This window comes from Streptomyces sp. LaPpAH-108 (genome assembly GCF_000373625.1).
Taxonomy (GTDB): domain Bacteria; phylum Actinomycetota; class Actinomycetes; order Streptomycetales; family Streptomycetaceae; genus Streptomyces.
On sequence record NZ_KB891999.1, the window covers coordinates 202,315 to 215,645 of the forward strand.

13 protein-coding genes are annotated in these 13,331 nt (G+C 72.1%); 7 read left to right on the plus strand and 6 right to left on the minus strand.

Annotated features, from left to right (window positions below; genetic code table 11):
* Positions 1 to 66: 66 nt before the first annotated feature.
* The gene (locus B079_RS0129720; protein ID WP_018549500.1) at positions 67 to 522 is read left to right on the plus strand and encodes a tellurite resistance TerB family protein; all 456 of its coding nucleotides are present in this window, start codon (positions 67 to 69) and stop codon (positions 520 to 522) included.
* 41 nt (positions 523 to 563) lie between these two features.
* On the opposite strand, the gene B079_RS0129725 is transcribed toward B079_RS0129720, so the two are convergent.
* The 3 genes from B079_RS0129725 to B079_RS33010 form a co-directional block, all read right to left on the minus strand.
* A complete protein-coding gene (locus B079_RS0129725; RefSeq protein WP_018549501.1) occupies positions 564 to 1,556 on the minus strand; it encodes a M56 family metallopeptidase in 993 nt (330 codons plus the stop codon).
* Positions 1,557 to 1,562: 6 nt separating this feature from the next.
* Positions 1,563 to 1,949, minus strand: a complete 387-nt coding sequence (locus tag B079_RS0129730; protein ID WP_018549502.1) for a BlaI/MecI/CopY family transcriptional regulator — start codon at positions 1,947 to 1,949, stop codon at positions 1,563 to 1,565.
* A 130-nt stretch (positions 1,950 to 2,079) separates the two neighbouring features.
* Entirely contained in the window at positions 2,080 to 2,298 is a 219-nt protein-coding gene (locus B079_RS33010; protein WP_018549503.1) for a twin-arginine translocase TatA/TatE family subunit, read from the minus strand.
* Positions 2,299 to 2,465: 167 nt separating this feature from the next.
* Here B079_RS33010 and B079_RS33015 point away from each other — a divergent pair, with 167 nt between their 5' ends.
* The 3 genes from B079_RS33015 (at position 2,466) to B079_RS0129750 (ending at position 5,715) form a co-directional block, all read left to right on the plus strand.
* Entirely contained in the window at positions 2,466 to 3,374 is a 909-nt protein-coding gene (locus B079_RS33015; protein ID WP_018549504.1) for an ion transporter, read from the plus strand.
* A gap of 416 nt (positions 3,375 to 3,790) precedes the next feature.
* A complete protein-coding gene (locus B079_RS0129745) occupies positions 3,791 to 3,994 on the plus strand; it encodes a cold-shock protein (RefSeq protein WP_018549505.1) in 204 nt (67 codons plus the stop codon).
* A gap of 86 nt (positions 3,995 to 4,080) precedes the next feature.
* Positions 4,081 to 5,715 (plus strand): DEAD/DEAH box helicase, encoded by a 1,635-nt coding sequence (locus tag B079_RS0129750; RefSeq protein WP_026249213.1) that lies wholly within the window; start codon positions 4,081 to 4,083, stop codon positions 5,713 to 5,715.
* 104 nt (positions 5,716 to 5,819) lie between these two features.
* Here B079_RS0129750 and B079_RS0129755 read toward each other — a convergent pair whose 3' ends face one another.
* The gene (locus tag B079_RS0129755) at positions 5,820 to 7,676 is read right to left on the minus strand and encodes a helix-turn-helix domain-containing protein (RefSeq protein ID WP_018549507.1); all 1,857 of its coding nucleotides are present in this window, start codon (positions 7,674 to 7,676) and stop codon (positions 5,820 to 5,822) included.
* 175 nt (positions 7,677 to 7,851) lie between these two features.
* Here B079_RS0129755 and B079_RS0129760 point away from each other — a divergent pair, with 175 nt between their 5' ends.
* Positions 7,852 to 9,237, plus strand: coding sequence for an MFS transporter (locus B079_RS0129760; protein WP_018549508.1), 1,386 nt, complete (start codon positions 7,852 to 7,854; stop codon positions 9,235 to 9,237).
* Positions 9,238 to 9,291: 54 nt separating this feature from the next.
* Positions 9,292 to 10,794, plus strand: a complete 1,503-nt coding sequence (locus tag B079_RS0129765; protein WP_018549509.1) for an AMP-binding protein — start codon at positions 9,292 to 9,294, stop codon at positions 10,792 to 10,794.
* A gap of 10 nt (positions 10,795 to 10,804) precedes the next feature.
* Here B079_RS0129765 and B079_RS0129770 read toward each other — a convergent pair whose 3' ends face one another.
* Both B079_RS0129770 and B079_RS0129775 read right to left on the minus strand, forming a co-directional pair.
* A complete protein-coding gene (locus B079_RS0129770; RefSeq protein WP_026249214.1) occupies positions 10,805 to 11,398 on the minus strand; it encodes a TetR/AcrR family transcriptional regulator in 594 nt (197 codons plus the stop codon).
* Positions 11,399 to 11,571: 173 nt separating this feature from the next.
* Positions 11,572 to 12,705, minus strand: a complete 1,134-nt coding sequence (locus B079_RS0129775; protein ID WP_018549511.1) for a permease — start codon at positions 12,703 to 12,705, stop codon at positions 11,572 to 11,574.
* A gap of 76 nt (positions 12,706 to 12,781) precedes the next feature.
* On the opposite strand from B079_RS0129775, the gene B079_RS0129780 reads away from it, so the two are divergent.
* The gene (locus tag B079_RS0129780) at positions 12,782 to 13,327 is read left to right on the plus strand and encodes an AAA family ATPase (RefSeq protein ID WP_037802260.1); all 546 of its coding nucleotides are present in this window, start codon (positions 12,782 to 12,784) and stop codon (positions 13,325 to 13,327) included.
* Positions 13,328 to 13,331: the final 4 nt, after the last annotated feature.

Consider the following 13,331-nt stretch of genomic DNA (forward strand, 5'->3'; position numbering starts at 1 on the left):
TACGACGGGGGACACTTGGGAGCCGGGCACGGCACGGCTCCTTAACCTTAGAGATCTGGAGTACTCATGGCCCTGTGGGACCGCATCAAGGAATCCGCCGCCACCATGCAGACGCAGCTGGTGGCGAAGAAGAACGACCTGAAGAGCGGCGCCTTCCGTGACGCCTCGATGGCGATGTGCGCGCTGGTGGCCGCCGCCGACGGCACGGTGGACCCGTCCGAGCGGCGCCGGGTGGCGCAACTCATCGCCGGGAACGAGGTGTTGCAGAACTTCGACGCGATGGACCTGCAGCGCCGGTTCGAGGCCAACCTCGACAAGCTGACCGCCGACTTCGACTTCGGCAAGGTCAGCGTGCTCCAGGAGGTCGCCAAGGCGAAGAAGAAGCCCGCCGAGGCGCGTGCCGTCGTCCAGATCGGCATCGTGATCGGCGGTGCGGACGGCAACTTCGACAAGGACGAGCAGGCCGTCGTGCGCGAGGCCTGTTACGCGCTCGACCTGCCGCCGCACGAGTTCGACCTCTGATCCGACCTCTGACCGGCGCGAGGCGCCACGGGCGGCCACCCCTACAGCGGGGTGGCCGCCTTCAGTACGAGGAACAGCGTCACCGCCGAATTGGCCGAGGACAGCGCGGAGACGGCCGTCCCGGCCGCGGCCGTCCACACCGCGACGCCGACGGCCGTGAACAGCGACGGCCAGGCGTGCGCGGTGGGCGCCGGGTGCAGCAGCGCCGCCACCCGGCGCGGGACGGGGCCCGGGGCCGCGAACCCGGCCAGCGCGGCGCCAGGACCGGCGCCCGGACCGACCCCCGGTGCGGCACCCGAGATCAGCGCGGCCCTGCCGATGGCCCGTGCCACCGTCCGGCGGCTGCGCACCACTCCGGCCGCCTCCTCGTCCGCCCACCGCTCCACGGTGTAGGACACCGCCGTGCGCAGCGGGCGCAGGAACGGGTTGGCGCGGGCGGCGAGTTGGACAAGCAGCAGGAACCGGTGGTGACGTGCCGTCAGATGGGCCCGCTCGTGGGCGAACAGCGCCCGCCGCTCCCCGGAGGTCAGCCGGGACAGCATCCCGGTCGACACCACCACCCGGCCGCGCCCGCGTCCCTGTCCACGCCCCTGTCCACGACCCCGTCCGCGCTCCGGCAGGGCGTACGCGTAGGGCGTGGCGTCGGGCAGCACCGCGACCGTCCGCCGGGGCAGCCCCGCAAGGCTCCGCTCGGCCCGTCGCCGTACCCGGCGATGGCGCCACAGCAGGCGCCCGCAGCCGGAGACCACCGCGAGCAGGGCGGGGATGGCGGCCTGGCCCGCGATCTCGTCGTACGGCACCGCCTCGCGGACCTCGTCGTCGGACCAGCCGTCCGGCAGCGGGTTGCCCGGAAGTTGAGCGGTGCCGACCACCATGAGCAGGGCGAGGCACACCGTGCTGCACAGGCCGAGCACCGCGGCCGTCACGGTCAACAGCCAGCTGGCGGTGCGCGGATGGAGCCGCTGCTCGGCCAGTCGCGCCACCGGCCACGCCGTCAGCGGCAGCACCAGCGGCAGGAGGACGAACACTCCCATGGGGACTCAGTCTTCTCCCTCCGGGCCCAGGCGGCCCAGCAGTTGGCGCAGCACGCGTTCGTCGTCGGGCTCCAGGGAGGTGACGAAGCGGGACAGTACGGCCTCCCGGTCGCTCTCGCCGTCCAGCACCTTGCGCATCCGGTGCGCGGCGAGGCCCGCCTGGTCCGAGACCGGCGTCCAGACGAAGGAGCGGCCCCCGCGTTCGCGGGTGACCGCGCCCTTGGCGAGCAGCCGAGTCAGGATGGTGATCACGGTCGTATAGGCGAGGTCGTCGCCCAGCCGGCCTTGGACCCAGCCCGCCGACGCGGGTGCGCGCGCCTCGCGCAGGGCCGACAGCACCAGCCCCTCCAGCTCGCCCTGTCCCCGCCGCCGGGGACGCCGTTCGTCGCTCACGTCCGCTCCCTTCCGCCCCTGCCGGGCCGCCGTCCGGCACCGCCGGGCCACCGTCCGGCCGCCGGGCACGACGCACTCCGACCCGCGCCGCCGGGCCCCGAGCATGCCAGAGGCCCGGGGCGGCGGGCGGTCAGGGCCGTGGCCCGTCGCCGCGCCCGACGATCTTGCCCTCGACGGCGTTCCCGTCGAACGGCTCCGGCGCGGCGTCCTGCGTCTTGAGGGCCCGGGCCTCGCTCTTGAAGATCCGGGCCGCCTTCCCTGCGGCACGGGTCAGCTCCGGCAGCTTCCTGATGCCGAGGACCACGGCGAACACGAGGAGAACCAGGGCCAGTTCACTCAGGCCGAACATCGCTTCCACTCCCTTCGGGCGGGTGGCGGACACCCGGCTCACCCTTCATCTCTACATTGCTGTAGAAGTCTTGCGTAGAGCATGATCGCTCAACAAGGCCGCCCTCCGCTCCGGATCGCCGGAACGGGGGCGGAGAAGTACCGCGCAGCACGGAGGAACAGAGCAGGATGACCGACGCCACCCCCTCGATCCGGCCGGTCCCCGCCCGGGTGTCCACCGCGTCATGGTGTCGCGGCGTTACCGAGGCACGCTGGTTCGCGGTCGCCGTGGTCGGGCTGATCCTGACCAACGCGGCGCTGCTCGGCGCGGAGACCTATCCGGGCCTCGCCGCCGAGTGGCACACCGCGTTACGCCTGGCCGAGCGCGCGTGCGTGGCCGGGTTCACGGTGGAGATCCTGCTGCGCCTGGGTGCCCACGCCGACCGGCCCCGCGGCTTCTTCCGCGACCCCTGGAACCTCTTCGACCTGGCCGTCGTGCTGAGCGCGTTCCTGCCGGTCGTCCGCGAGAACACCACCGTGCTGCGGCTGCTGCGCCTGGCCCGCGTGCTGCGCACCGCCCGTTTCCTGCCCCAGCTGCGCATCGTCCTGGTCGCGGTCGCCCGCAGCCTGCCCGGCACGGTGAGCTTCCTGCTGGTCGGCGCGCTGCTGCTGTACGTCTACGCGATGGTCGGCTGGGTCTTCTTCGCCCGCGCCGACCCCGAGCACTACGGCTCGATCGGCCGCGCCGTCCTCACCCTGTTCCTCCTGATGACCCTGGACGGCATCGGCGACGCCGTCCACGCGGGCCTGCAGATCTCCCGCTGGAGCCTCCTCTACTACGCCTCCTACGTCCTACTCGCCTCGTTCGTCCTGGTCAACGTACTGATCGGCGTCGTCCTGACCTCCCTGGAGGAGGCCCGCGAGATGGAGCGGGGCCGCCCCGAACCAGAACACACGGCACCTCCCTCCACACCCGCCCCCACCGACCTGCTCACCCACATCGCGACGGCCCGTCAGGCCCTGGACGACCTGGAGGCGACCCTGTCCGCCACGACGGCACGAACAACCACCGGAGAACCGGAACACCCCCCGAACTGACGCCCCCACCACCCCTCGCCCCCTGCGGGGAGAGTTTCGCGGTCTCCCGGCTCGACCTCTGTCTGGAGCGGCTGCGCGGCGCGGAGTTCGCGGAGCACGTGTGGACCGACCGGCTCACCGTTCCCGAGGTCGCCGAGCACATCGGTGCGAGGGTCGGTCTGCGGCTCGGGCCGGGCCGGGGCGGACCGCTGCGGCGGGTCTGGACGGGGGTCAGGCACATCCGGGTTCGAGTGAGATCTCCGAGGCCAGAGGGGCTGTGGACTGTCGCGGGCGCGGGATGTGTGGTAGTTTTATGGCGTTGCAGTTGTGGTACCCATGAACCTATGTGCGCCTGACGGGAATGTATCCTTCGGGCGCATTAGTTGTTTTACCGGTCATCTCCGGATGGGGCCTCTGCCTACCAGAAGGAGAAAATCATGGCTCAGGGAACCGTGAAGTGGTTCAACTCTGAGAAGGGCTTCGGCTTCATCGAGCAGGACGGTGGCGGCCCCGACGTCTTCGCCCACTACTCGAACATCGCGGCGCAGGGCTTCCGTGAGCTGCAGGAGGGCCAGCGCGTGTCCTTCGACGTCACGCAGGGCCAGAAGGGCCCGCAGGCGGAGAACATCGTCCCCGCCTGATCGCCGGACGCGTCATCGCTCGCCGGGGTTCGCACCATCGCGGTGCGAACCCCGGTTTGCTGTTCCCAGGAAGGCACACACACCGCATGTCCCGCAGGCCGCAGAAGCCGACCCGCCGCTCCGCCCCCTCCTCCCCCGTGTCTCCGCCCCAGGAATTCCGGCTCCCGGAGACCAGGACGCCCGCGCTTCCGCCCGTCGAGGAATTCGCCGGTATGGAGCTGCCGCCCGCACTGCTGAAGTGCCTGGCCGCACAGGGCGTGACCACCCCGTTCCCCATCCAGGCCGCCACGCTGCCCAACGGACTGGCCGGCCGTGACCTGCTGGGACGGGGCCGTACCGGTTCCGGAAAGACCCTCGCGTTCGGACTCGCGGTGCTGGCCCGTACGGCCGGACTGCGGGCGCAGCCTAAGGCTCCCCTCGCGCTCGTCCTGGTGCCCACCCGTGAGCTGGCCCAGCAGGTGACCGACGCGCTGACCCCGTACGCGACGGCGGTCAACCTGCGGATGACGACCGTCGTCGGCGGTCTGTCCATCACCAAGCAGGCGGCCACGCTCCGCCGGGGCGTCGAGGTCCTGGTGGCCTGCCCGGGCCGGCTGAACGACCTCGTGGAGCGTGGTGACTGCCTCCTGGAGGACATACGGATCACGGTGCTGGACGAGGCCGACCAGATGACCGACATGGGCTTCCTGCCGCAGATCACCAAGGTGATCCAGCGGGTGCGCCCGGGCGGTCAGCACATGCTCTTCTCGGCCACCCTGGACCGGAACATCGACCGGCTGGTGCAGCGCTTCCTGGACGACCCGGTCGTGCACTCGGTGGACCCGTCCGCCGGAGCCGTCTCGACCATGGAGCACCATGTGCTCCACCTCCAGGACGAGACCGACAAGAAGGCGGTCACGACGCGTATCGCGGCCCGTGACGGCCGGGTCATCCTGTTCCTGGACACCAAGCGGTCGGCCGACCGGCTCGCCAAGCGGCTGCTGTCCGTCGGCGTGCGCGCGGCGGCCCTGCACGGCGGGCGCAGCCAGCCGCAGCGCAACCGCGCCCTGGAGCAGTTCAAGGACGGCCGGATCACCGCGCTGGTGGCGACGAACGTGGCCGCACGCGGCATCCACGTCGACGACCTCGACCTCGTCGTCAACGTCGATCCCCCCACCGACCACAAGGACTACCTGCACCGGGGCGGCCGTACCGCCCGCGCGGGCGGCTCCGGTAGCGTGGTCACCCTGGTCCTGCCCGAGCAGAAGCGCGACGTCAACCAGCTCATGTCGGCGGCGGGCATCCGCCCCCGCACCACCCGGGTCACCTCCAGCGCCCCGGAGCTGACCACCATCACCGGCGCGCGCGAGCCGTCCGGTGTGGCCGTCGTCCTGGAACCCGTACAGCCGCCCCAGCCCGCGGCGAAGACGGCGAAGTCGGGCGGACGGCCCCGCCGGTCCCGTTCCGGAGGCGGCGGCACCGCCGGTGGCGCCACCGGCGGCCGGGCGCCCCGGACCGGCGCACAGTCCCCGGCCAAGGCCACCTCACGGCCGTCCCGCCGGGCGGGGGCCGAGGGCGGTACCGGCGCCGGAGCCAAGACCGGCAGCCGGACGGGCGCGAAGCCCGCGGCGAAGACCGCCGGGCCCGCCGGACGGACCGGTGCGAAGCCTGCCGCGAAGACCGGACGCCCTGCGGCCGGACGACGCCGCAGCGGTAGCAGGACCGGCGGCGAGCAGGGCTGACCCCGGCCCGAAGCCGACGCGCAGTGCCCGGGCCCTCCCCGAGAGCGACATCTCTCGGGGAGGGCCCGCACGCGTCTGCGGTGGTACGGCCGACCGCGCCCGGATCAGCTCCCCTCCGCCACGGGGCCGTCCAGTACCCCCCTCAACTGATGCAGGCGCACGGCGAGATGGACCCGCAGTCCCGCGTCCCCGCAGCGCCAGTCCTCCCCCAGCACCGCCCCGATGCGGTCAAGCCGTTTCAGCAGGGTGTTGGTGTGGACGTGGAGGGCGCGGGCGGTGCGGCTGAGGTTGCCGGTGTGGGTGAACCAGGCGGCGACGGTGGCCACGAGGTCGGTGGAGCGGCGCTGGTCGTAGGCGAGGAGGGGGCCGAGGGTGTCGGTGATGAAGTCCTTGAGTTCATGGGCGCGTCGGGGGTCGAAGACGAGGGCGTACATCGCGTAGCGGCGGGTGGTGGAGCCGCGGTCGGTGTCGCCGAGGCAGCGCATGACGTCCAGGCAGCGCTGGGCCAGGGTGAAGGAGCGGGCGCGGTCGTGGCCGGTGACCCGGTCGGCGACCACGAGGGCCGGGGCGCCGAGGCGGCGGCGCAGCCGGTGGTGCAGGGCCTCGGCCACCGCCTCCGGGTCGTCCGTGCGCAGCAGCATCGTCGCCCGGCCCAGATACTCGCCCGCGAGCCCGGACCACTCCGGTGAGGCGGCGTGCAGTTCGCGGACGATGTCGGCGGCGGGCCTGCCGGGGCAGTCGGCCGCGACTAGGACGTCCAGGCGGTCGACGTCGACCCCCCGGGCGAGCGCGCGGTCGCGCAGGGCCGGGTGGACCGGGTGGAGCGGCGGGTGGGACAGCAGCTCCGTGAGCAGTTCGCCGCGTACCCGCTCCTCCGCCTCGACCCGGGCGTCGCGCATGAGCACGAGCAGGCCGGTGATCTGCGCGGAGCGCTCCAGCATCCGGACGTCCGCCGACTCGGTGGCGGCCCGCCGCCGCAGGGACAGCGAGCCGAGGTGGCTGTCACCGGCCTGGACGGCCACCACGCTGAGGACCGTACCGTCGTCGCCGCGGCCGTGGACGCACCGGCCGGTCCGACGCGCCTCCTCCAGCAACTCCCGTTCCAGGGACGGGTCGACGCCCGGTGTCACCGCTGCGGGGGAGCGTGTCGCGACGACCTTGTCGTCCCGGTCCCGGATCGTGACCGCCCCCTCCAGATGGTCCACCAGCGACTGCGCGATGTCGCCGGGCCCGCCGCCCGTCAGCACCACGTGGGTCAGCGCCTCGTGCACCGACGCGGCCAGTTCCATCGTGGCGACCTGGTCCTCGATGACGCGGTACGCGTCCCGCAGCCGCCGCAGCGCCACCCGGCTCTCCTCGTAGAGCCGCGCGTTGTGCAGGGCGATGGCGGCGTGGTCGGCGAAGGCGCTGAGGAGGGCCACCTCGTCCTTCTCGAAAGGGCGCTCGGTGCGGTCGGCGGCGAAGAGGACGCCGATCACCCGGTCGCCGACCAGGAGGGGCACGCCGAGCAGCGCGACGAGTCCTTCGCTGGAGACGAGGAGGTCGAAGGCGGAGTTGTGGTCGAGGCCGTCGGCCGCGCGGTAGTCGCTGACCCAGTAGGGCGCCCGGGTCTCGATCACCCGCCCGCCCAGACCGGCCCCCGGAGGCATCCGCGCGGACGAGAACTCCGGGGAGATGGTGCCCGCCGTCGCCCTGAGCATGAGGTTGCCGTCGGCATCCAGGAGCGAGAGATAGGCGAAATCGCTGCCGATCAGCTCGTGCGCCTCTCTGACGATCGACGGCAGCACCACGTCGACCTCTCCGAGCACGGCCAGCGAACGGGCGGTGGCGTAGAGGCTGCTCAACTCGCGCTCGCGGCGCAGGCGGTAGGCGGCGAGTTCGCCGTGGTCGCTGTGATCGCTGTGATCGCTGTGATCGCTGTGATCGCGAGCGCCCTGCGCTGCGGAGTCGGTGCGTGGCATCGGTCGCCCTCCACGAGAAGCGAGCGGCGGAGGTGGTGATTTCCTCCACCGTCAAAGCGCCAGGAGTGTATCCCCGTCCCATCCTGCAAAGCGCTTGCTCAGCTCTACTCTCACCGCACGACACAGAGCTGTGACGCAGGTCGCAGCCCTACCCAGAACCGAGGGGATGCCTCCCATGGCCTCATCCGCGCAGGCCCCCATCCAGGGCAACGGCTCCGGCCCCGCCACCGCACCCGAGCGCCGCACCGGCTGGAGGCTGCTCGCGGCCGGGCTGATCGGCAGCTCGATCGAGTGGTACGACTTCTTCCTGTACGGCACGGCGGCGGCCCTGGTCTTCCCGCACGTCTTCTTCCCGCACTCCTCCGCCTTCATGGGCACGCTGCTGTCCTTCAGCACCTTCTGGGCGGGCTTCGTGGCCCGGCCGCTCGGCGGGCTCCTCGCCGGTCACTTCGGCGACAAGTACGGCCGCAAGCCCACGGTCGTCGCGTGTCTGATCGGCATGGCCGCCGCGACGTTCCTCATCGGCTGTCTGCCCAGCGCCGCGAGCGTCGGCGTGCTCGCCCCGACCCTGCTGGTGCTGCTGCGGTTCGTGCAGGGCGCGGCGGCGGGCGGCCAGTGGGGCGGCATCGCGCTCCTGCTGACGGAGTCGGCCCACCCCAAACGCCGTGGTTTCGCGGGCACGTTCGGCCAGACGAGCGTCCCGGTCGCGGTCATCATCGTGAACCTGATCTTCACCACGACCGGCAGCGTCGTATCGGACGACACGTTCCTGAGCTGGGGCTGGCGCGTCCCGTTCCTGCTCAGCGCGGTCATGTTCCCCGTCGTGCTGCACATCCAGCGCAAGGTCGAAGACACCCCGGACTTCCGCGAGTTGCAGAAGGCGGCGACCAGGAATCCGGAGGCGCGCGTGGTCCGGGCCCCGCTCACCGAGGCCGTACGCCGCAACTGGCGCACGATCCTGCTCGGTTGCGGCACCCTGTCCGCCACCAACAGCCTCTTCTACGTCAGCATCACCGGCCTGCTCAGCTACGGCACGACGACGCTGCACATGGAGCGCGACTCCCTGCTGACCGTCACCCTGATCAGCTCGGCCCTGATGGCGGGCATCCTCCCCTACGCGGGCCATCTGTCGGACCGGTTCGGGCGGCGCAACCTCATCCTGGTCGGCGGACTCGGCGTGGCCGCCTGGGCGTTCCCCTACTTCGCGCTGGTGGACACGGCGTCGGCGCCCCTGGTCTTCGTCGCGATCACCGTCGGCTTCCTCTTCCAGGGGCTGACCTACGGCCCGATGGCCGCCTTCCTCGGTGAGCTGTTCGCCCCCAACGTCCGCTATTCCGGGGCCTCTTTGGCCTACCAGCTGTCCGCCATCGTCGTCAGCGGCGGCACGCCGATCCTGATGACCACCCTCATCGCCAAGACCGGGACGACCACGCTGGTCACGGCCTACATCGCGCTCATGGGTCTGATCACCTTCGTCAGCGCGTGGTTCCTGCCCGAGACGAACCCGGCGGAGGTACGGGCCGATCCGGAGACGCTGCCCGGCACGCAGCTGTACGCCTGAGCGGTCGGCGCCGCCGGACTTCCTGAACTTCCCGAACGACGAGGAGAGATCGCCATGTTCACCCCTGAACCGGGGTTCCCGCTCGGTGACATCCCCCGGGCGCACGCGGCCGAGCATCCCGACGCCGTCGCGGTCCGCTGCGGCGACGAGCTGCTGACCTGGGCGGAGTTGGACCGGGCGAGCGGTGACGTCGCGCGCGGGCTGCGCCTGTCGGGCGTCTCACGCGGGCGCATCGTCCCGCTCATGCTGCCGAACGGCGTGGACGTCGTGGTCGCGGCCTTCGCCTGCCTCCGACTCGGCGCCGTACCGCAGCCGTTGTCGACGCGGCTCGCGCCGCCCGAGGAGGAGGCGATCCTCGCGCTGGCCGAACCGGCGGTGGTCGTAGGTCTCGAGGAGGGTGCGCCGGTGGGCGACGGCCGGTTCCGGTCGACGACGGTCGCCGAACTCCGGCGACGCGCGGGCGAGTTCGAGGAAGACCTCGTGACGGAGGTCGGCCCCTCGTGGAAGGCGCCGACCTCGGGCGGCTCGACCGGCAGGCCGAAGATCATCCTGTCGGGGGCGGCGGGGGCGTTCAACCCCTTCGACATGGAGGCATGGGGGCTCAGGCCCGGCGAGCAGTCGCTCGTGACCGCGCCGGTCCACCACAACGCGCCCTTCTCCACGGCCATGACGACGCTGTTCAACGGCGGCACGGTCACGCTCCTGGAGCGGTTCGACGCCGAGCGGGTCCTTGCCGACATCGAGCGGCACGCGATCACGTGGGTGTATCTGGTGCCGACCATGATGCGGCGCATCCTGGCCCTGCCCGAGGAGACCCGCGAGCGCTACGACCTGTCCTCGCTGGTCTCGGTGTGGCACTGCGCGGAACCGTGCCCGCCCGCGACCAAGCAGGCGTGGATCGACTGGCTCGGCCCGGAGAAGATCTGGGAGCTGTACGCCGGGACCGAGGCCCAGGCCGGGTGCACGATCTCGGGCACCGAGTGGCTGGCGCACCGGGGTGCGGTGGGCCGTACCACCTGGGGCGAGATCAAGATCGTGGCGCTCGACGGCAGCCCGGTCACCGAACCGGGGGTGCCCGGCGAGATCTTCATGCGCGTCTCGGAGGGCAAGCCGCCCGCGTTCCGCTACATCGGCGCCGAGACCGAGGAGGAGGACGGCTGGTCGACCCTCGGGGACATCGGCGAGTTCGACGCGGACGGTTACCTCTATCTCCACGACCGCCGCTCGGACATGCTGCTGGTCGGCGGGGTCAACGTCTACCCCGCCGAGATCGAGGCCGCCCTCACCGAGCACCCGCACGTCCTGTCCGGCGCGGTCATCGGGCTGCCGGACCCGGACCGCGGCAACCGTGTCCACGCCATCGTCCAGGTCGAGGAGGGGCGCCCGACCACCGCCGAGGAGATCGACGCCTTCCTGGCGACCCGGCTGTCACCCCACAAACGCCCCCGGTCCATCGAGCTGGTCACGACTCCGCTGCGCAGCGCGGCGGGCAAGCTGCGGCGCTCCGCGCTGCGGGCGGAGCGCCTGGCGGACGGTGCGCGTCGGCCGACGCCCTGAGGCGGGCGTGCTACGCCTCGACCCGCTCCGGCGTAGCGGTCAGCACCGCGTGGACCGCCGCCCGGACCTGCTCGGCCACCGCCTCGGGCGCGGACGAGTCCAGCTTGCCGTCCAGGTGGAGGAAGGCCAGGCCGTGCACGAGGGCCCACACCGCCGTCGACAGGGCGTCCTGATCGGCGTCGGGGAAGACATCGTGGACGATGCCACGGACGTACTGCGAGATGGCAATGGTCGCCTCAAGGCGTTCCTCGCTCGCCGGATCGCAGGGTTCCGCGAACATCACCCGGAACAGCGCGGGGTGATCGAGAGCGAAGCGCACATACGCGACGGCGATCTCGGCGAGGTCGTCGGCGGTGACGGGAGCGGGATGCGCCGCGGCCAGATGCGCCCCCAGCTCCCGGTACCCCTCGGCCCCGACCGCGGTGAGCAGCGCCTCCCGGTCCGCAAAGTGCCGATAGGGCGCCGTCGCGGACACCCCCGCCCGCCGCGCCACCGCCCGCAACGACAGCCCCGCGCTCCCGTCCTCCTCCAACAACTCCCGCGCGGCCCGCAGACAGGCGGCGCGCAGATCGCCGTGATGGTAGGAGCGGCTTGCCTGGGACATGAGAGACCTCCGTGAGGTGGACACCGCGCACATCGCCTCACACTGCCTCGCGGATGTGAACGATGCATACACCGTAATCGAGGAGAGCGCCGCGCGCATGGCCGGAGCGTTGGTCCCGCCATTGTCGTCGGAGACGCGCTCAGCAGACAGTTCCCCAGGCTGGACCCACGCCCTCACAGGACCGCCAGCAGCACCCCGCCCAGCAGTCCCGCCAGCACCACCAGGACCGTCGTGGCCGTCGTCAACCGCCACCCGAGCGTCCTGCCGACCATGGCCATGCTCGGCAGGCTGATGGCGGGCAGGGTGATCAGGAGGGCGCCGAGGACGCCCGCCGGGAGGCCGAGGACCGCCAGGCCCTGCACGATCGGGATCTCGCCGGCGGTGGGGATCACGAAGAGTGTGCCGAGGATCGCGGCGATCACGGTGGCGGCCACCACCGTCGGCATGCCGTGTCCGACGGCGTCCTGGGTCAGCGGCAGCATCCAGCCCCGGAAGGCGCCGATCAGCAGGACCACCAGCAGATACTCGGGGACGAGGACGAGCGTCATCCGGGTCAGCGTCCGCAGGAAGCGCAGCGCCACGTCCTTGGGCCCGGCGGGTTCGCCGGGCGCGGACGCCACGGGCACGCCGACAGCACGGCTCTGCCCGGAGGCCGCGGGCCCGGCCGACGCCCTACGACGCCGATCCGCGAGGTGGCTCACCAGCACCGCCCCGGCGACGACCGTGACCACGCCGATCACCACCCGCACCACGGTCCACTGCCAGGGCGCGACGAGCAGCAGGAACACCACGACGGCGGGGTTGAGCAGCGGGTTGCCCAGCCAGTACGCCACCGTCGCGGCCGTGGAGGCGCCGCTGCGCCGCAGACTGACCGCCACCGGGGCCGTACAGCAGGTGCACATCATCGACGGCGTGCTCAGCAGTCCGCCCGCGACCGCGCCGGACCACCGCCCGCGCCGGTCGAGTACCCGCACCAGCCAGTCCCGGGGGATCAGCGCCTGGAGCGCCGCGCTGATCAGCAACGCGGCGACGAGTGCCTTCCAGACCGCGACGAGGTACGCCACCAGGAACGAGACCGCCGCGTGCCGGCTCGGTGCCTCCCCCGGCTGGACGCCGCCGACGCCGAGAATGCTCGACCCCGACCACGTGTGGCTCTCGTTGAGGCCGACGGCCTTCGCGGTGTACGGCAGCCACTTCGCCCAGAGCAGTACGACGACGAAGACGACGACCGCGACGAGGAACCCGGTGAGAAGCGGGGCCCGGCCAGGACCCGGCGTGGCCTGGTGTGTGCGTGAGGGCGCGGTCACACGTCGACGGTAGTGAGGCGGACCGAAGACCGCCAGTGGGCGGACACCCGCCCAAGTCCGCCGATACCGTGCCCGCATGAGGGTGGGAACCGAAGAGACACGGCTGATCGTCCTGCGGGGGAACAGCGCCTCCGGGAAGTCCTCGGTCGCGGCCGGACTGCGCGAACGCTTCGGCCGCAACCTGGCCCTGGTCGGCCAGGACAACCTGCGCCGGGTCGTCCTGCGCGAGCGGGACCGGCCCGGCGGCGCCAACATCGGCCTGATCGGCATGACGGCCCGCTACGCGCTGGACGCCGGGTTCCACACGGTCGTGGAAGGCATCCTGTACGCCGACCGGTACGCCACGATGCTGGAAGACCTCGTACGCGACCACCGAGGCGTCACCCGCTGCTACTACCTCGACGTCCCCCTCCAGGAGACCCTGCTCCGCCACGCCACGAAGCCCGACCCCGCGCTCCAGGCCGCGGTCACCCACGCGCACCTGCACGACTGGTACCGCGAACGCGACCTGCTCCCCGGCGGCACCGAGACCGTCGTCCCCGCCGACAGCACCCTGGAGGACACGGTGACGCGCGTCCTGCGCGAGACGGGGCTGGACGGCGTGGCGCCCGTCGACCGCTGAGGAC